This is a genomic window from Desulfotignum balticum DSM 7044 (assembly GCF_000421285.1).
GTDB lineage: Bacteria > Desulfobacterota > Desulfobacteria > Desulfobacterales > Desulfobacteraceae > Desulfotignum > Desulfotignum balticum.
Genome location: NZ_ATWO01000001.1, coordinates 105,445 through 124,183, shown reverse-complemented (window position 1 = coordinate 124,183; position 18,739 = coordinate 105,445). Strand labels below are relative to the sequence as shown.

The following is an 18,739-nucleotide window of genomic DNA, read 5'->3' as shown; positions in this document are numbered from 1 at the left end:
AGGCATAATTATTATGAAAATAAAAACAGTCTCTATCATTTTACTATGCATTCTGTCATTTCCTGTCACCATATGGACTTTTCCTTCAAAAGGTGGATTGCCCCAGTCCCACATGGTCATTTATGACACCATCATACAAAATGAACAACATTTGAAATACCCTCTCAAATTTGTGGATTCTTTTGAGGACGGCACTGGATATTTATCACCCAACGGCATCTATCCGGTACTCAATCTTTTTGGGGACTGGCGTTCGATGGGCCGTCAGTATGGATACCTATTACAGCACCAGCTACGGAAATTTCATGATGAAATTTCTGCGGATGTGATGGCCAGAGGAATCGCATATCAAGATCAAGTTGAATTTGCCACCTTGGTTTCCATGGTTTATGGATCGGAAATCCATCAGCTTATGGATGGTATAGCAGATACTTCGGGGTTGAGCAGACAGGAAGTACTTGTTTTAAATGCCGGCATGATGCTGCTCACAGGTGCGGTTCTGGCAGATGATCCCCCGGCTGCTTGCAGCGGGATTGCCGCATGGGGAGAAAATACTTCTGACGATATGCTGGTGTTCAGCAGAAACTGGGATATCAATCGTGAAGCCATGACCCATTATATGAAATACTTAGGTGTTGTGGTATTCCATCCTTTGAACGGTCTTGCCCTGGCCAATATCCATCCAGTAGGAAACCTGTATCTTGAAACGGGAATGAATGAAACCGGTCTTTTTCTGGAACTGAACAACGGGGAACAGTCAAACAATGGATATGATCCCGGGGCCGAAGATACCGCTTCCGTTCTTCTTAGAGTGCTTGCTTCCAGTCGCACCATCAATGAAGCGTTTATAATGCTGAAAAAAACACCGGCAGATTTGTCTTACATCATTCAGCTTGCCGACCCATACCGGGCTGTATCCATGGAAAGAGCCACATTTGGTTGCCGGCTCAGAGAAGGAAAATACCCTGGACTCCTTGCCACATATAACAGTTTTGTTCCGCCATATCCACAGGAATGGGAAGCCTTGATAAATCCCCCGCCGCCTGTTTCCCAGGACCCAAGACTGGCCAATCTCAGAAATCTGGGGAATTCACCTGAATACAAAGGCCGGTTCAATTTAGACAACCTGAAAAAATTAATGGATATTTCTGTCAAAGATGGCGGTGCCGTTCATGGTGGTACAGTTTATCAGGTCATTGCCGTCCCGGAAACAAAAGCCATCTGGTTGCGGGGCCTTGATTATTCGGATTGGGAAGAAGTGGCACTTTCTTCTCTTTTTTGAAAATCCTTGAGTCCGTTCGAAGGTTCAGCGGTTTTTTCCGGCAACGCCTGCTCAATCTCCTGCCGGGTGTGTTTGATTGTTTCCAGAAGTGGAGACCGGGTCTGTTCCGCAATGTGGACTGCGGTTTGAATCACAGCCAAAGCCTGAGCAAGGTCACCCTGCAGGACCAGGGCTTCGGCAAGGTTGTTGGCCGCAGCCACATGATCCGGATCCGCTGCCAGCAGGGTCCGGTAAAGGGCCTCGGCCCGGGCGGGCCGGTTTAGTTCCAGATGATTGTTGGCCAAAGCGAACAGAACCATGGAATTGTCAGGCCATGCCGCCTGTGCGGCCCGGTATGCTGCTGTGGCGGCAACGGCATTTTCATTCCCGGCGGACTCAAACGCAGCCACGGCCGTCATATAGGCCAAAGGATCCACCGTTTGCGGCAGATCACCGGGACTCAAGTCGATCAGGCCCCATGACCCGGCACGCTGCCAGGTCCGGTTGAAATCCGCCGCCGACATCTCGACCCTTTCTTTGGTGCCGGAACGTAACACCACCCGGTCCGGGGGCAGCACGCCGATCACCACGGCATAGTGGTAGATCGGCCACCGTTCAAATCCTAGGTTCTGCAGTACCAGCACCGGGTGCCCGGATTGAATCTCAGCTGTGAGCCCGGTCAGGCCGGCAGATATCGGATAGGCAATCCGCCCCCATTGCCGGCACGCGGCAGCCAGTTCCATCTGAAGACTTCCCTGTCGCTTTGGCAGATAAACGGCCGGAACCAGATCCTCCGGATGAACCGCAACCCCGGAAGCTCCCAGCAGCATGGCCAGGGCCGCCGGGCCGCACTGGTATTTTTCCTGGGCAAAAAAGGGCGTGGCCGTCAACTCCACGCCCTGGTCAGGCCCCACAAGCCGGACATCATTCCTGCCGGCGCATCCGGTCCCGAAAATCAGCACCAGGACAGCCAGAAAATAACATGTCCGGATCATACGGCCCGGTTACATCCGGTTAAAAACATTGGTGACACCCACCAGCTCAAGGACGATCAACACCACCAGCACAATGCCCAGCACGGCCAGCACCCCGGAACCGGCCGGCAGTTCATCAATGCGGTTCTGAAGCTGGGACACCTCCTGATCGGTCAATGCCGCGATGCGGTTGGCCGCATCATCCGGGTTCACACCCAAAGCCGCCATTTTTTCCCTCACATCTTCCCGGGCCATCAACGATGCCAGTTCCCCCCGGGCCGCATCCGCCTCCTGGCTCAGGTATACGTTGGTGTCGATCATTTTGGCATCTATAGCCGGAACCACCGCGCTGGTGATCACAAAGATGCCGGTCAAAAGAAAAATACAGGTCTTGGTAAGCAGACGGATCATGATTGTTTCCTCCATGCAAATGGTTGATAGTTGAATCAAAGGTAGTATGTTTACCCTGCATCGTCAAGAGTTATGGGCTGAAACACCCTGGTAGGAAACCCTCTAAAAGGAATCCCATGGGCAGCGGCATGTTGAGTCCCAAGATGAGACTACCGTTTATTTTGCTTGAAAATATCCCAATGCCCTGATATAAAGGGCGTTGTTTTAAAAAGCCGGCGTAACTCAGGTGGTAGAGTAGCTGATTCGTAATCAGCAAGTCAGCAGTTCGAGTCTGCTCGCCGGCTCCAGTAAAACCAGCATTATCAGCGCTTTTCATGAATCCACAAAAAACCAAGAGTCTCTATTTTTATTCATTTTACCCAAAAAGGGAGCGTAAAATTCGCTCCCTTTTCGCTCCATAAAAATGGCTATTTTCTTTCCAGATCTTTCCTCAGCATATTAAACATCTTGCTTCTCAGCCGATACGTGTCCGCATGCTCACAGTGTGCAGACCAGCTTCGGGCTGACTCAGATATTTTATCCATGCTGATTTTCCCTGCATGGTACAATCGGGACAGGCCTTTAAATTTTCTTCTGGCTTTATTTATGCTGCGCTTTCTTACCAGCTTGTGTGTAGTCCAGGTCCTGTATCCCAAAAAATCAACGCCCTGGGAGATGGGGAACAGGCTGGATTTTCTGTTCAACGTCAAGGCCAGCCTGTGGCGGAGAAATGTTTGAATCTCGCCTTTCAACCACCACAGGTATTTCTTGCTGCCATGCAGGATACAGAAATCATCCATATACCGAATATAATAAGGCAGGCGCCAGTGCTCTTTGGCGTGATGGTCCAAGGCATTGAGATATATGTTTGCGGACAGCTGTGACAACAGGTTGCCGATTGGAATCCCCACCGCCTGGCCGTTGCTGTCTGTGATCAGCCGGATCAGGTCCATGGTTTTCCGGCACTTGATTTTCTGTTCAAACATATTTATCAGGATGCTGTGGTCAATTGATGGAAAATAAGATGCGATGTCGCACTGAAGGCAGTAGGCTTTGCCGAATTTTGCCTGGGCTTTTCTCATATAATTGACAAGCTGGTCGGATCCGGCGTGAGTTCCGCGTCCCTTGATGCAAGCATAGGTATCTTTAATAAACGTCTGCTCAAAAATAATGTTGATAACCTGACATAGCGCCTGCTGAACAATTCGATCACGGAACGGCAGAGACTGCACCAGTCTTTTTTTTGGCTCATGCACATAAAAACTGTAATAGGCACCGGTCCGGTAAGTTTCATTTTTCAGCTCACGCCGGATCTGAAACAGCTCTTTTGACAAATTGTATGTAAACGGAAGCACGCCACGCCGGAGGCGTTTTCCTCTCAGGCAAACCCGGTATGCGTCAAAAAGATTTTCGATATCACAGATTTTTTCGAACAGATGGTTGTATCGTTTCATAATTAGAGGGTGAATCGCCTGACGTTCGACCCTTGCCTACCAGCCAGACGATTTCTGTTTTTAATGTTTTGCCTGCCAAAATCAACAGACATGGACTGTGGGCTCCCTTGAATCATGCTCTGGACAGACGCCCGTGAGCGCTTGCCTTCCGGCTGTAATTCGAGTCGGCACGAAAAGAAATATTCGTGTTCGTGTTCGTGGGATGATTGTTCGTATTGACAATCAGACCGGAACGGGCATTAGACCCATTGTCCCAGTTGCCGCACCGCTGCAACGCACGTATAGCCCCAGCCCAAATCATTGCTGCAACTTCTTTTTCCACCCGCCGATCAACCGGCCCACCTCATCCACTTTGGCAGAAAGGATGGCAAACTTTTTGAACGGGACAAACTTTAAATTTCTGGCCATTTCAATTTGGCGCCTCAGCACCTCATGCTCAATATCCATATCCTGAAGCGTATTTTTCTTGAAATACCTTTTGTTTGCCGCCACCATCAGGCGCAAAATGGTGTATATCTGGCGTTTGATATCCGCGGCTAAACCATACTTTTCGGATTTTGGGAACTGCCGTATCGCAACATAGGCGTACTCAGTCAATTCAAGCATTTTTTGATAGGCAATCAAATTTTCCATGGCCAGAAATTTTCCTTTTAGTGTGCGCTATCGCGCACAAAGCAGATAAACAGCCTACAGATCCCCGTCCGACAAGGCGGCACGAAAAGAAATACGCGTGCTCGAGTTCGTGGGATGAGCGCTCGTAGGGACAAGCAGACCGGAACGGGCATTAGACCCAGTGCCCCAGTAGCCGCACCGCTGCAACGCACGGGAATCATTGTTGTCGTATTTATAGGCACTGTCCAGGTAGGTAGCATAATGGGTTGATGTGTCGGAAAAATCCGGCAACGCCATCTGTTTGCTGTCTGCGCCTTCCAGCAGTTTGCCGATTGCAGACCAGCCAGTCGTGACACCATTACACAGATCAATAGCCGTTTTAAGCTGTATCACGCAGTTGTCCCCATGTGACGCGCTCAACCCGGATGCAAGGATCACCCGGCCGGTGAAGCGACCAGTGATGATTACCTTTTCAACAACTACATCTTCGTTGCCGTTCACGGCATCTGTGATTGTGTAGGTGCCGGGCGTCAAGTGACAGATATCCACCCCGTCTCCGCCGGCGTTGTCATCATAGTCAATATAAGCTTGTCCGTATGAAGCCGCCCCTGCCAGATATGCTTTTGGTTGGATGAAACCAGACTCGATCCGGCAGTTCTCCCATTCATATGTATTCGCCACCAGATTGTGTATACCCAGGGCCACCTCAAGGTTATGATACCATGTTGACGGCCCGGTACCGGTCAGGCATCTGCCGGATACTGTCGGATCCGCGGTGCCGTAATAAGCAGCTTCAGCCGGATCGCGCGTGTCTTTGCCTGAGTTGTTGTTTCCCCGAAGCTGGCCCCAAAGGCCGGATTTCATCACCAGAGATAATGCTGCAAACCTTTCAAAAGGCGTGACCATGTGACATGGACGTCCGTTGATAATTCGGTTCGATGCCGCAATACGTGCATTCAGCCAGCTGATCGATGCCCATGGCACCTTGTTTGCACTTGAGCAAGCCGCGACCGTGCCGGGTGCATTTAGCGTGGTGGTGCCAGGGCTTGTATCCGATGCATCCGGTTGAGACGCTTCATAAGCATCCAGCCAGAAACCGCCTACCTTGATGCCGTTATGCGCTGACTGCGGCCAGCCGGATGTTGTGATCTTCGGAATGTAGGCCATGACAGATGACACGGTGGCGCCGGACCCGTCTGAATTGGCATTGTGTTCAAAGGTCTCCAGCCGGAACCCCATTTCTCTCAGCCTGGCCACCATCCGCATTAATTCATACTGCCTCATGACGCCTCCTGGAACTCCGGCATCTCAGCCAGGACCTGTTCCGGGGTCGGCATTGACCGCTCGCCGGCCATCACCGCTGCCCGGATCTCGCCAGCCTTGTTCCAGCATGCAGCCCCCCACAACACCAGATCTTCAGCATGCGGCCGCAATCCTCGCCAGATACCGGCGGTGTGGATGCTGTCAAACTCATAGTCTTTGGCCTTATTGTCCAGCATGTCCTGAATGGCCTGCTTGGTCTCCGCCTGGATCTGTTCCGGCGATGGCGGTACCGGATCTGCCGGCGCCGGAACAGGAACCGGCTCATACCCATACGCATGCTGCTCAGCCAGGCTCAGTTTATCAAAACCAATAATCACCCGACCGTCTTCTGTCCTGAATTTTTTTGGCGCAGGAAAATAATCAGTCATCAGCTTGCCTCCTTGATGTCTTGTTCCGCCACCATAAATTCTGTGGTGGTGCCGCCGTCTATGGTGGTCAAAACGATGATATCCGTTCCGGCCGCAGTGAATTCAGGGGCTGACCCGCCGCCGAACTCGGTGCCGGCCGGCAGGGTAATGGTGTGCGCCCCCCAGTTGGTTGCATAGATCACGATCCCGCAGACGGCCGGAAGATTGGCATACGTCAGGGTAATATTGCCGTTCGCTGTCACATCGAACACACTCCCGTCTTCATAGTCCAACTCGGTGGCCCCGGAAGCGGCTGCGATGGTGTGCAGGGTGTCTTTGTCGGCTTTGCCAGGCACCGCCTCCAAAGCCTCCGTCTGCTCATCCGTCAACCCCTTCGACCTCCCCTGTAAAATAAACAGATCATCCATATCCATCACCCCCTATAATCCCCGCCGGTACTGGAACACCTCGACGGTGCCCGTGCCGGACAGATACAGTTTTGTCATGGTGCCGGCCGCATCGATGCCGACCACCGGATCTTCGTCCGTCCATTCAGACAGCTCCGGATCTGCGTCAACGCCCTGACGGTACGCGGTCACACTGCCGGAAATCTTCATCAGCAGCACCAGGGCCGCGTCCGGATCGATGTCCACCACGGCTCCGGAAAACCCGGCGATGGCCGGATCAGGCGCATGAGCGCCCGGGGTATCCAGATCCACTTCCGCGCGGCTGACCAGCCGGGTCCACACCGGCGCATCTGTGACGACCTCCAGGTCCGACCCTTCCGGCGGATACACATACACATCCGCTTCATCGCCGGGCCCCAGATTCACGGTCTGCCCGGCCGTGTTGGTGACCATGTAGTATTGTTTTGCTGTTGATGTGTTTTTGATTTTTGGCATGGTGGGTCTCCTTTAAAATATTTTAATATGGTCAAGATCTAAAGACACTGCCGCTCCACCTACCACATATGTGGTGATTTCAATGCAATGTATCAATGGGTTCTCAATCCCATAATCACGCAAATCGAAAACCTGATATTCATCTGTTCCGCTTGCATCTATATATTTGTATTGTCCATACGACACAAAGTCAAAGTCAGGTCCATGGCTCAAAACAACACGGACAGATCCAGGAGCTCCAAATTCAAAGGGCCGGTCTGAAATCATTACATATGCAAATGACCCCCCATCCGCCACCCCGCGCCCTTTAATGTTTAAAATAAAACCATTCGGCGGATTGGGGTCTGGAAACGGATATGGTAGGGGCGGGGTTGGACCAAACGCTCCCCAGTGGTAATAACCGTCCCAAGAGCGACTCCAGTATGTCAGCCGATTTATACTTTGAGCGCTGCCACCCGGATGATTGAATTTAAGCCGATTGTCTGATATAAAATAATCAGGGCTGTTGTATTGGTATGGCAACCAATGATTGTTTTGAGTTTTTATCCAATCTTCGCGACCCGCACCGGTGGCAGTTCCGCTGTTTTCCCAATTCTCAACCCACCCGCACATCTTAGGACTATCTTTAAACCCAACCACAACCGGTCTGCCCCAGTCCTGCCCGGTAAACTTCACCAACACCTCGTCACCCACCGCAAAAGCAGCCCCGTTGCAGCTCATGTACTCAACCGGCACGTTATTCAATGTCGATGCTTGATTGATTCCCAATGCCTGCTGAGTTGAAGTGACCGCCTCAAGGGCCACAGAGGCCAAATCGCCGGCAATGGCCGTAATGGTCCCGTACCGGTAGGTTGGTTTCCATTTTTGCCAGCCAGGCAACATGGCTAAATTGTAGAAGGCGGCCGCCGGGGTTATGGCCATGGTTGGGGAAAGCTGGCCGTCTCTGGCTGGATCATACACAGCCTTTTCGTCATATCCAGGCTGAATATTGAAAGCCACAGATTCTCCAGGCACCTCGATCAGGCCAACATCGCCGGCCAGGTCTTCGGTCAAATCCACGCACCAGGCGGATATGGTTTCGGATTCCGGAATATTATCCAAGATCTCATTGCGTTTTTCCAATGACAGTTTTTGCAGCTTCAGGATGTTCAGTGCTTGTTCGTTTTCTTCTGAGGCAATCTGCGTTTCCAAATTTGCAATTTTGGCAAGGTTGGCCGTATTTTCTGCCTGTGCCCGGTCGGTATTATAAACCACAGATACCTGATATTGTCCGTCCGTTCCGCCGGATATGATAGTGCCTTTGCCCATTACGTGGATGCCAGTTCTATTGTTGAAGTTGTCGGATTGATAAAATAGCTCATTGTGTCAATCACAAAAGACACCCCGTCATCAGAAAATGTCACCGTGTCCCCGGGGTTGAGAAAAATATAGGGCCGGGCCAGGCGGTAATGATATTTACCGCCCCGGGTTGACCGGTAAATGGCGCCGGTCAGGGTCACCTCTTTGGGATAAAAGGTCGATGTGCTGTAACCGATCATAGTTACAGACTGGTTTGTCCCGCCCTCGTCCGGATTCACTTCATCCAAACTGGTTTCCATGATCGTTTCAGTCTGTAATATCTCGCCATTGCGCTCGTATGCCTGCTGAATTTTCAATTTCCCGTTGGGCCGGGCTGCGATCGCATCAGCATAATCAACAGTGGGAACAACCACACTCAAATAAGTGGGGTCCCCGGATCTGCGGCGGGCCTGGAGGGATGCCATGGGCAAAGTCAGGTCCGTGGTGCCATCTGCTGCCCCGGTCAGGGTGCATAAATACCTGATAATTTCAGAGCCAGTGTCAACGCTTTCGATGTTGAGGCCAATCCACGTAATCGCATCGGTATTGGTCCACTCGTTGGTATCGGTATTTATGAAATCAATGGCCATCAACCCACCTCGACTAACTCAATATTTGCCACCCAGTGGATGGTTTTATCGGCTTCTCCGGTGACAAGAACCTCAATGCCATTGACCCACCAGCCATCCTCCATATTGACATCCCAGGTGCTTGCGGCAGTAATAACTGCTGTTGTTCCTCCCAGTGTTCCGTCGCCGTCCATGGTTACATTTGTTGAGGCCGACGTGAAAACTATTGACATCCCGCCAAGACCCTCTTCAACCGCCTCGACGTGGGCATAATCCGCTCCCATCTGTGTGGCCTCAACGGTTGAAAGGTCTGTATTAATGGCGCTGATAAGGTTTGACAAGCATTCCCAGCCCTCAGTTGACAATTCAACTTCCCCGGTCCCGGTCCTTGTGGCCTTCCAGATAAACGTTTGATCGTCAATCTGAAGCGTTTCATCTGCCAATGGTACCCCGCCGGATATTGTTACGGTTCCTTTTGCCTGTCCTGCCGGTTGGTCGCATTCATTTTCATTTGGGGGGCCGATTCCCTGGATAGTTCCAATGCCTGAAAAATCTCCTTCAGCATACTCAGATGTGCCGCCAAATGTTCCACCTCCGTCAGTAGAAATGTTTGCGCCAGAACATGTCAACGGCTGTGAATTTCCGCCGCCACCCATTTCAGGAGAAATTGTAAAAACAACATTGGTACCGCTGATCTCTGCATTGGAAAGATACACTTCTTTTGCCCAGGCCACCCGCGCCAAGCTCGTCGCTGCCGTGGCCGCATCCCCTGCCTGAAGGTCGGTGGCCAGTGTCGGAGTGTCTCTGAAAGTATAGGTGTTGCTGCAAACCGTTACTGTGTCGCCATCGGAAACGGTGCCGCTTATCGTAACTGTTCCTTTTGCCAAAGTGCCGCCAACGTTTTTAAGGCCGCCGGTAATCCGCCACATGGCAGAATCACCCACTGTTCCGACGGCCCCGCCAACCTGTCTCGCAACCACGTCAATAGTGTATTTCCATGTTTTTTCACCATACAGCAATATTTTAGTTGGCACGCCATACATGTTGTCTATGAAAAGTGATGTTTCTGAATCATCAGTGGTTTCTTCTCTCATGATAATTTTTGAAACCTGGGCATCCCCCGGATGGTTAAAAAATCCGTTTGCATGAGATTTTTGTCCGCCAAATAAAACCGTTGCACCTATTCCAGATACATGCGCTCCGGCCACTTCGTTCATTGTCATAATTCTGTGATTTTTTCCGCTGGCAAACGTGGAGCGAACAAGTTTAACAAAGTTATTTTCACCACCAGCTATCACGTTATTTTCAGAACCATACCCAGCGACATTTCCTTCTCCGCCAATAATGGCACTATTTGTAGTGGTACTATCAACAATACCGATAGCCTCTCCCAGCGTGATGTTTCCATTATCAAAATCTATTATTTTCGGAAATGCAGAAACCAAAACCCACCGCTTGTTTCCTGCATTTCCGGCCGGAGAAATAACTGATGGGGAGGATTCAGCCAACCCGGAATCCGCATCCAGCACATAAAAATAAACCAGATCTGCAATAACAATGGCCCGGTCGCCATCAGAAACATTGCTGCCGTCAATGGCATCCAGTGCGCCTTCTCCGCCTCCGGTCAACGATGACGCGGGCAGCCATTTTTGTGCCATTATGCCGACTCCTTTTCTTTGATCAAAATTGTGATTATGGTGTCCGCCTTCTGCCGCCGGACACTGGATATCGCAGCCTGGAAAACCCCATCAGGGGTTGTCACGCGGACAAACGTCTCTGTTTTGTGGATGTTCACCAGCCTTGCCCGGTCCGTCTCGGTCATCAGGGCCACGACGCTCAAGGTCCGATCACCATCCGATACCCCGGAATGATTGATATACACGCCGCCATTCAGGGTCTTTGTGCGTGCCACCCGGGCCGGCAGGTTGTTCAGGTCAGATGATTTCTTTTCATGGATGACCAGGTGGCCGGCGCTGTTCTGTGTCAATGTCGATATAGCGATCATGAATTCAATCCCAGTAAAAAGTCTGCCGATTCTTCGTTGGCCCGGATCTGCACCTTTTCAATGACCTGCCACATGATCATTTCCAACGCCGGCTCCAGGCCGGTGGAATCAATCTGGATCATGGCATCACCCCGCTCCATAGATTCTGTTTTGGCCTGCATATATTCAGCCTGAGCAGTATTTAAAGCAATTTGAGAATCAACCATTTTCCCTTCTATGGCCAGTTGATCTTCCACCATGCCCCCAAGATCCCATTTTTCAGACATAGACAAATCAGACATATTGGAAATGAAGTCCCCAAACATGCTCGATGTTGACTCGGCCAAAGCCCCAACAGACTCACCGGCGGCATCGTAAGCCGCAACTAAAATATCCGCGTTTGCCTGGGCTTCTGCTATATCGACGTCCGCTTTGTATTCAAACGCCGTCTGGGCCGTTTCTGCCTGGGCTTCGATGGCGGCTATCTGTGTATCAATGTCTCCCTGAAGCTGGATCTCCAGCATTTTTTCTGTCGGGATATCATCGATCTGTTTTTCAACATCCGTGACCTGATCTTTTGCAACATCAATGATGACGGTATGCTCCGTTCCGGTTTCGTCCAGCCAGGTAATATAATTCTGTACCTGCTCAACAGCGTCTGTGTCTGCGTTGACGTTGACATCCACATCTTTTTTGTCAGGGAGTTTTAAAAACTCTTCCCAGAACGCAGTGATTTCTTTATCTGCCTGTTCGACATCCGCCCAAATCGTTGCCACCGGCGGATCAATCTCAACCCGATCTTTCATCAGATCCCGGGCCGTGTCCACACTCAGCAGATCCGCTTCCGCTGCAATCTTAAATATGGCCTCATCCGGCAGGTTCTCAACGTCGTAACCCAGTCCGGTCAGTTCTTTTCTGAGATCTGTCAGATCATATTGATAATTTTCCGTGCTGTTGGCCAGGGCTTCAATCAGCTTGTTGAAACCTTCTGCGCTGTCTGTGGCCTGATCCTGGGTCCCGGAAAAGTTGAGAAGCTTGTCTGTCCAGCCAATTACTGCCTGGGCCGTGTCGCTGACAGCTGGAATATATTTATCCATCAAGGTCCCGACCACATGGCCGGCGGCATAAGACAATCCCAATAAGCCCAATGCCTTGGTTCCGGTGGCAGCATTGATCACGTCCACCCATTTTGTCGTGGCCGCCGTGACAGACCCTAAAGATGTCACCATGCCAACAAGCTGCTTGGCCGCCAGCACATTGACCAGGTTGGAAACAGACCCCAGAGCATCGGCCGCACCACCCAAAAATCCGGACAGTTCATTAACGACTTTGCCCACTCCAAGGACATTCCCGATCAACTCAGATGTTTCGGTGTCCATGTCGCCGGCTTTATCCGCTGCTTCACCCAACCACTTGGCAACATCTTGCCAGATTTCCACAATTCCGGTGGTGACTTCGTTCAGCAATGTGCCCAGATTTACCAGCTTCTGAATTGCCTGGGACAGCCCTTCCAGGGTTGACAAGTCAACATCGCCGAAAAACGCCTCCAATACGCCTGCGGTTTCAGATGCCAGGGTTTTAATGGAGTTTGAAAAATCAGAAAAATCAACGTCTTTGAGCGCTTCAGGCAAATTTTTTGCCAGATCGTTGAGGGTTGTTTCAAGATCTCCACCCAGCTCTTCGATGACGTTGAACACGTCATCGAACGCCCCGGCCTTGATGGATGACTGAAGCGCCTTGAACACATCCGTCAGTGCCGTGGCAATGTCCCCGTATTCATCCAGCAGTTTTTCGCCCACTGCCTCCAGAGTCAATGTGACGTTGTTTGCCAGGGTCTGGTTGATGAGGTTGACGTCATCCGCCATTTTTTCAAATGCGGTGGCCGTCGCGCCGGTCTTGTTCTCCATGTCTTCCAGAGCGCCGGCAAACTTGCCGGACTCATCCCTGGACAGGATCAATGCCCCTCTCAATGCCTCAGACGATGTGAACAGTTTGGCCATCTGATCCACGTTGCCGCCGGTCACATCATAGACTTTGGCCATGATGCCTTCCAGGCCGTCAGCTGCCAGGGCCTGGGCAGAAAAGTCGAGTCCCAGCTCCTGGGCGTAATCACTGGCCTGCTTGGTCGGCTTGATCAATGCTTCGATGACCTGCCGGATCTGGGTCATGGCCTGGGAGGTGGGAGCGCCGGACGCGGTGATGGCGGCAATGGCCGCGCCCAGGGTTTCGATGGGCACTTCAGCCGCTGCGGCCGTGCCGGTCACCTGGGACAGATACTGTGCCAGCTCCGGGATGGTGGTTTTACCGTCTTTGACAATGGTGAAAAATGCATCAGAATACCGGGTCGCCTCATCAACGCCGTCCCCGTATGCGTTCAGGGAGCCCAGCAGCAATTCAGTGGACGCTGCCAGATTCGCCTTGCCGCCCACGGCCAGCTGCTCGGCCGTGGCCAGTGCCTCCAGGCTGTCGGTGTAATCCACGCCCAGGGAAATGGCCTGATACAAGGCATTGTTGATGTCCCCCAGTCCCTGGGTGGAATCAGAAACATACTGCAAAAGATCGCCTCGGAACCCATCGATGCCCGCGCCGGTCTCATCCACCAGTGTAGTGACCTCCCGAAACTGGGAATCAAAATCTTTGGCAACATTGACAGCCAGGGCCATGCCGCCGATGGCCAGGGCCCCCAGGGCCGCCTCCAGCATGACCACTTTGTCATGGGCATTAGCCAAAGGATCGGTCATGCTTTCCAGTTCTCCGAACCCGTCAGACACTTTTTTGGAAATACTGGTAACAGTGCCGGACACCTGGTCAACGCCACCGAATATAACCTCTATGGTTTTTTGCAGATCAGCCACGGCCAGGCCCGCCTTTCTTTGCTTTGCGTTTCTTTTTCAGATGATCGTAATACATACCCCACAGCTCCATTTCGGTGTCAGTCAAATACCCCTGGGGAAACAGATCCGGCCGGGCTTCATACAAAAACCGGCTGCGCTCGTAACAGAGTGCTAACGCGCCTCGGACGCCGGGGTCACGCCAGAGGCTTCGGCTTTTCCCGGCTCGTGTCCCTGGCCGGTGAGTTCCAGGATCTTTTTCCCGATGACTTCAAACTCGACGGGGTAGCAGGTGCACAGCTTGACCGTGGCTTCCTCATCCAGATCCGGATCAACTGATCCCAGGCGGACGATGTGGATTCTCAAGGCCACCTGTTCCGGCACTGCCTCCCCCATGCCCAGAATCTTTTTGGCTGATTCGGCTTTTTCTTTGGAGGTCCCGCCGATGATCCCGTCAACCAGGGCTGCCAGGTCCTTGCGGGTTGCCACGGCCTGTTTGGCCTGGCCCAGCTCCTGGCCGGTGATCCCGCGCACCTTGAACACCGGCTCTCCCTCGCCAAACCAGGATGCCAGCCCCGGGACGGGCACATCCGCCGTCCGGGGCTGCATCTTTGTATTCAGGAATTTTTCCGCATCAAATCCCATCAGGCAAGTATCCTTTCGCCCTGTGCTTCAGCGGATATGGTGGCGGCAATCTCGATGCTGCCGTCCGTGGGAAAGGTCTCTGCAATACCCAGAACCCCCTGGCAGTACACCGCCGGCACTGTCACCAGCCGGTCGTTGCGGAACTTGAACCATAATTCCTCACCCTCAAACGCCATGAATCCCTCGTTCAGGGTGTTGCTGTAGGCACTGAACCCGCCCTGGCCGATACTCCGTGACCGGGACCCCATGGCGCCGCCGTAATATTCTGTGGAAGACACGGAATAGCTGTTAGCCGGACGCACAAAATCCGATGCTTTGGGGATCTGAGCAAATGTGGGGGTGTAATACGATGCAAACACCTGCTTGGCGGCCACGGTGGTGCCGGTATCTTCGCTGTGAATGGCTGCCAGCTCGGATGCGAACGTCACACCGGCATAGCCCAGTGCGCCATTGCTAACCCGGATACGCTCCTGTTCCCACACCGGGAACAATGCGGTTTCCCTGGAGCTGCCAGGCACCTGCACGATCTCAGATGCAATCACTGCGCCGGGAGAATTGCTGGTCAGTTTTACCTGGGCAATCTCTATCGCATCATTGTCGATCCATGGCGGCCCGCCTGCTTCGCCCCGGGTGCTGGAAAATGCGGTCCCGTCCGTGCCGGCTACCACGGCAATGGCGCCGGCGGCTGTCACGGTGACGGAACAGATGATGTGCGTATTGGTCGTCACGGCCCGGGTGATCTCAACGTCCGTGTCCGCTGTGATATCCTCCTCTGCGCCTGCCAGCCAGCAGGTCCCACCGGAGATATCGATCATGTCGTTTGTCCCGGACGCTGCCGGAGAAACCACCAACCCGGTCAACACGCCATTGGGCCGGACGGTCGGCGTGAACCCGGCCCGGTTGGACCACAGCTCCGCCGCGCTGTTAAAAGTTTTGTTGTCGCCGGAATCCGAAAGCGCCGTCATTGCCACAGCGGTCTGACCGGCTTCATAGTCAAGTCTGGGATCTGCCATTGTTCTTGTCCTTTCTAATAATGGTTATTGGCTGTAGGGATTGCCCTTCAGTGTCGTGTATATAATGGTGAATTCCGCATATGCGGCCACGCTGGTATCTTCACCGGTCGGGGTGCCGTTCGGGCCGCCGCCGGTATATTGAATGCTTTTGATTTTGGAGGTCACTGCCACGGCCGGGTCGGTCATGAGTTTGATCATGTCCCCCAAAAGCTGTTCCTGGATCACGGACGGATCAACCGCACCGATTGCCACCAGGCCCTCGACCCGCACCGGCATTTGATGTTCACTGATGCCGTACTGATTCGTGGCCGCCTCTTCCGGCTTTGGAAACAGCACACACACGGGCAGGTCTTTTTCATCCACATACTGGACCGCCCGCAGGACGGACGCGCCGCAGTCGTGGTTGAACCCGCCGGATGTCCGCCAGGCTGAAAGCCGGGTGAGGTACGCGGAAATAATCTGTTCTCTGATGGTATCAGCCACGGTGCCTCCTCAGAATTTCATCGATCTTGTTTTCCACGTTCAACAGATACACGTGCTGTGCCTGGATGGTGACGGGGTCCAGGACTTCCGACTTGGCGAATATGTCCTCGATCCGGGGACCGGTCAGGCGTTCCAGGGACAGCCGGTATTTATCCGGCATTCCTTTCCATGGCCCTTTCGGTGCAATCTTGCCGGTTGGGAACCTTCTGGGTGCCGGCAGTGAACTGCGGTCTTTTTCCCGCCAGAACACATGCTCTTTGGTGCTGCCGCGACCCTTTGCAATGAACGCATGTTTCACCACAGATCTTGATCCTGATTTCAAAACCTTGACAGACACTCCTTTCTGGGTTTGTCTGGCGCCGAAATTGACCAGGCCAACCGGCTTGCCCGTGGCTTTCAGTGACCCGGACATATCAGAATAATTCGCCTTCTTGATGGTGAAGTCCTGCTTGATCCGGGCTGCCTTTAAATTGATCTCATTACCGATCCGGGCCGTGGCCTGGGTCCGTGCCGTGGTCAGGGTTTTGTTTATAGAGGTTGTCATTACAGACTTGTACTTGTCAGCCAGATCTCCCAGCAAAGCCTTGACCGCTGCCACATCCGCCTGATTAAGTTTGACCGCTGTCATTTCACCACCACCGTCACTTCCAGCCCGTCCTGGGAATACCGCTCAATCCGCTGCACGGTATAGACGGTGCCGGATTCCATGGCAAACGTATCACCCCGGGCAGGCTTGCCCACATCCGACACCATGGCCGTGACCGTGGTTCCCAGGGTTGCCATGTTCACATCATACCCGTCCGCCTGGATCAGGACATCGTGGTCCACCATCACCGGACACGGATCTACCACAGATCCTGACACCGGTGTGTACACGGAAGGGTCCGCAAATTCGTCAGAGTTGTAAAACACGTTCTTCAGATCATCGGCCATCTGTTCTTTGAATGTCATGACCCCATCCTTTTTTTGCTGGCTTAATACAGCCAGCAAACTTCCTGATCATTCCTGGCAGCACTGCCGGCGTGTAAGAAAGTGCGTCCTATCCCTATCCGGCTAAATCCAACCTTGATAAGGGCTTTTAAAATCAAAAACCGATCTCTGCTGCCGGAAACGAAAATGTCCGATCCTTCCCCCGTGACATGATCACTGGAAAACGTGCCCCCTTCATGCTTGTTCCAATAAGTACACCTGGACCCACTGATAATGTCGAATTTGATTCCACGATGATCCACCATCTTCCTGGCTTTGAAAAGCAGGTCCATGTGTTCTTTAGTCATGTTCTGTAGCCCGCATTTATGGGTGCAGTTGCATTCAAATTCATAGGGTTTGAAAAACGGGAGATAATCGGCCCAGTTTATTGAGCTGTTTGTCATACCCCCGCCTTGGCCATATTCAGCCGTGCAGCGGACGATTCATGTACAATTTCTATCACGGCACGAATCATCACCATTTGCCTGGCCTCACCAATACCGGAGATATGCGCCTGAATATTCGCTCTGACCAGGGCCGCCAGGTCGGTGACGGACTGCCGCTCCAGTGCAGTCAGATTAAGATCGGCGATTTTTTCATCCAACGCCGTTTCCAGATCAGCCACCTGGACGGCCTCCGGTCCGTCCATCACCGCCAGCAATGTCTTTGTAACAGCATAAGCCGGCACCACAGATTCAGGCATGGCAGCCATGGCAGACCCCACGGCCAGACGGATGGTGGCGGCCTCCACCTGATCCACCTGGCCGTCTCCCAGATTTTTCCCTGCACATCCTGTCACCATCATTATAAATGCCATGAGCACCAGCAAAAATGTCAGCATATCCATCATTTTCGTTTTCATAAAATCTTCCTTTCTTTAATAATTATAAACGCCAACGCCCAGCCATGCACCGGCACGGACCCCGGCATATCCGGCCTGGGCCGTGATTTTCCAGGAAGTTTTCCGGACATTCTTCCGAAATTCACGATCATGGAACAACCGTTCTTCCGGGGTTTTGGCAAGCAGACACCCATAATCATGCTTGCATGATGCGATGGGGTGACGATGCCGTGGCCAGACACTGCGCATAAAAAAATTCAACGGTGCAGCGGCAAGGCGGAGCAGGAACCGTTTGGTCTTTGACGGGCTGTTGCAGATCAGCTCAGAGCTGGACCCGTCCCACTCAAACCCGCCCGGGATCAATCCCATGGTGCCGTCCGGCTTCCGATACGGCAGCGGGGCCGTCAGCGCCCGGTGCAGCGGCTTGCCCGGCACATTGCGCATACATATGATTGTCCCGCTGGCTGTCATCAGTCCCCGGCCCTTTCATTCAGAATCCGTTCCTTCTGCTCCTGCGGGATGTCCATATACACCACCATAGATCTGAGCATCCGAAACACCAGGCTGTTTTTGGCATCCACGGATTCCTGGAATTTTTCCTGGCCCTTTCTCATCTCTTCGATCTTGGCGATAAGATCCTCGTTTGACCTGCAGTCTCCAGAATGCCGGGCCGTGCATTCCGATTGTGTGACAAACCTGCTACCGGTCAGCACCCGGATCACGATCCCGGCGATTATCGCCCCCAGGACAGTGAACAATCCGGACATCAGCGTCAGTTCAAGCGTGGAAAACTGCATCTGACA

General features: G+C 52.7%; 23 protein-coding genes and 1 tRNA gene. 2 read left to right on the top strand and 22 right to left on the bottom strand.

The genetic code is table 11. From position 1 onward, the window contains the following. Nucleotides 1-13: 13 nt before the first annotated feature. Nucleotides 14-1,282, top strand: a complete 1,269-nt coding sequence (locus tag K365_RS0100760; protein WP_337833232.1) for a C45 family autoproteolytic acyltransferase/hydrolase — start codon at nt 14-16, stop codon at nt 1,280-1,282. Here K365_RS0100760 and K365_RS0100755 read toward each other — a convergent pair. Both K365_RS0100755 and K365_RS0100750 read right to left on the bottom strand, forming a co-directional pair. Next, nucleotides 1,240-2,256: a PA2778 family cysteine peptidase gene (locus tag K365_RS0100755; protein WP_024333132.1), complete on the bottom strand. Its 1,017-nt coding sequence runs from the start codon at nt 2,254-2,256 to the stop codon at nt 1,240-1,242. The genes K365_RS0100760 and K365_RS0100755 overlap by 43 nt on opposite strands. 9 nt (nt 2,257-2,265) lie before the next feature. Beyond that, entirely contained in the window at nt 2,266-2,646 is a 381-nt protein-coding gene (locus K365_RS0100750) for a PA2779 family protein (protein WP_006968448.1), read from the bottom strand. Nucleotides 2,647-2,857: 211 nt separating this feature from the next. Between K365_RS0100750 and K365_RS0100745 the strand changes: the two genes are divergently transcribed. Continuing rightward, a tRNA-Thr gene (locus K365_RS0100745) sits at nt 2,858-2,933 on the top strand. Between the two features lie 120 nt (nt 2,934-3,053). On the opposite strand, the gene K365_RS0100740 is transcribed toward K365_RS0100745, so the two are convergent. The 20 genes from K365_RS0100740 to K365_RS0100640 all read right to left on the bottom strand — a co-directional run bounded on the left by K365_RS0100740 (nt 3,054) and on the right by K365_RS0100640 (nt 18,733). Further along, nucleotides 3,054-4,079 (bottom strand): reverse transcriptase/maturase family protein, encoded by a 1,026-nt coding sequence (locus tag K365_RS0100740; protein WP_034624734.1) that lies wholly within the window; start codon nt 4,077-4,079, stop codon nt 3,054-3,056. 297 nt (nt 4,080-4,376) lie between these two features. Further along, nucleotides 4,377-4,712 (bottom strand): diversity-generating retroelement protein Avd, encoded by a 336-nt coding sequence (gene avd, locus K365_RS0100735; protein WP_024333130.1) that lies wholly within the window; start codon nt 4,710-4,712, stop codon nt 4,377-4,379. Between the two features lie 54 nt (nt 4,713-4,766). Then, on the bottom strand, nt 4,767-5,975 hold the full coding sequence (locus K365_RS26255; protein ID WP_024333129.1) for a hypothetical protein: 1,209 nt from the start codon (nt 5,973-5,975) through the stop codon (nt 4,767-4,769). After that, complete coding sequence (locus K365_RS26250) at nt 5,972-6,382, bottom strand: hypothetical protein (protein ID WP_024333128.1); 411 nt, start codon at nt 6,380-6,382, stop codon at nt 5,972-5,974. Before K365_RS26250 ends, K365_RS26255 begins: the two co-directional genes overlap by 4 nt. Continuing rightward, nucleotides 6,382-6,789 carry a hypothetical protein gene (locus tag K365_RS0100720; RefSeq protein WP_156887654.1) on the bottom strand — a complete coding sequence of 136 codons (408 nt, stop codon included), beginning with the start codon at nt 6,787-6,789 and terminating at the stop codon, nt 6,382-6,384. The genes K365_RS26250 and K365_RS0100720 overlap by 1 nt, the downstream gene beginning before the upstream one ends. Nucleotides 6,790-6,801: 12 nt before the next feature. Next, a complete protein-coding gene (locus K365_RS0100715; RefSeq protein WP_024333126.1) occupies nt 6,802-7,263 on the bottom strand; it encodes a hypothetical protein in 462 nt (153 codons plus the stop codon). 12 nt (nt 7,264-7,275) lie between these two features. Further along, complete coding sequence (locus K365_RS0100710) at nt 7,276-8,571, bottom strand: hypothetical protein (protein WP_024333125.1); 1,296 nt, start codon at nt 8,569-8,571, stop codon at nt 7,276-7,278. After that, entirely contained in the window at nt 8,571-9,191 is a 621-nt protein-coding gene (locus tag K365_RS0100705; protein ID WP_024333124.1) for a hypothetical protein, read from the bottom strand. Before K365_RS0100705 ends, K365_RS0100710 begins: the two co-directional genes overlap by 1 nt. Then, complete coding sequence (locus K365_RS0100700) at nt 9,191-10,828, bottom strand: hypothetical protein (RefSeq protein ID WP_024333123.1); 1,638 nt, start codon at nt 10,826-10,828, stop codon at nt 9,191-9,193. The genes K365_RS0100705 and K365_RS0100700 overlap by 1 nt, the downstream gene beginning before the upstream one ends. Next, nucleotides 10,828-11,175 (bottom strand): hypothetical protein, encoded by a 348-nt coding sequence (locus K365_RS0100695; protein ID WP_024333122.1) that lies wholly within the window; start codon nt 11,173-11,175, stop codon nt 10,828-10,830. The genes K365_RS0100700 and K365_RS0100695 overlap by 1 nt, the downstream gene beginning before the upstream one ends. After that, nucleotides 11,172-14,009 (bottom strand): phage tail tape measure protein, encoded by a 2,838-nt coding sequence (locus tag K365_RS26245; protein ID WP_024333121.1) that lies wholly within the window; start codon nt 14,007-14,009, stop codon nt 11,172-11,174. Before K365_RS26245 ends, K365_RS0100695 begins: the two co-directional genes overlap by 4 nt. Before the next feature lie 150 nt (nt 14,010-14,159). Further along, complete coding sequence (locus K365_RS0100680; protein WP_024333120.1) at nt 14,160-14,630, bottom strand: hypothetical protein; 471 nt, start codon at nt 14,628-14,630, stop codon at nt 14,160-14,162. Next, complete coding sequence (locus K365_RS0100675) at nt 14,630-15,643, bottom strand: hypothetical protein (RefSeq protein WP_024333119.1); 1,014 nt, start codon at nt 15,641-15,643, stop codon at nt 14,630-14,632. The genes K365_RS0100680 and K365_RS0100675 overlap by 1 nt, the downstream gene beginning before the upstream one ends. A gap of 24 nt (nt 15,644-15,667) precedes the next feature. After that, on the bottom strand, nt 15,668-16,126 hold the full coding sequence (locus K365_RS0100670) for a hypothetical protein (RefSeq protein WP_024333118.1): 459 nt from the start codon (nt 16,124-16,126) through the stop codon (nt 15,668-15,670). Beyond that, a complete protein-coding gene (locus tag K365_RS0100665; RefSeq protein ID WP_024333117.1) occupies nt 16,119-16,754 on the bottom strand; it encodes a hypothetical protein in 636 nt (211 codons plus the stop codon). The genes K365_RS0100670 and K365_RS0100665 overlap by 8 nt, the downstream gene beginning before the upstream one ends. Then, on the bottom strand, nt 16,751-17,077 hold the full coding sequence (locus K365_RS0100660; RefSeq protein ID WP_024333116.1) for a head-tail joining protein: 327 nt from the start codon (nt 17,075-17,077) through the stop codon (nt 16,751-16,753). Before K365_RS0100660 ends, K365_RS0100665 begins: the two co-directional genes overlap by 4 nt. Before the next feature lie 23 nt (nt 17,078-17,100). Beyond that, nucleotides 17,101-17,499, bottom strand: a complete 399-nt coding sequence (locus tag K365_RS29265) for a D-Ala-D-Ala carboxypeptidase family metallohydrolase (protein WP_024333115.1) — start codon at nt 17,497-17,499, stop codon at nt 17,101-17,103. Continuing rightward, on the bottom strand, nt 17,496-17,957 hold the full coding sequence (locus K365_RS0100650; RefSeq protein ID WP_024333114.1) for a hypothetical protein: 462 nt from the start codon (nt 17,955-17,957) through the stop codon (nt 17,496-17,498). Before K365_RS0100650 ends, K365_RS29265 begins: the two co-directional genes overlap by 4 nt. A 15-nt stretch (nt 17,958-17,972) precedes the next feature. Further along, nucleotides 17,973-18,380: a hypothetical protein gene (locus K365_RS0100645; protein WP_156887653.1), complete on the bottom strand. Its 408-nt coding sequence runs from the start codon at nt 18,378-18,380 to the stop codon at nt 17,973-17,975. Between the two features lie 26 nt (nt 18,381-18,406). Beyond that, nucleotides 18,407-18,733: a hypothetical protein gene (locus K365_RS0100640; RefSeq protein ID WP_024333112.1), complete on the bottom strand. Its 327-nt coding sequence runs from the start codon at nt 18,731-18,733 to the stop codon at nt 18,407-18,409. Nucleotides 18,734-18,739 lie beyond the last annotated feature (6 nt).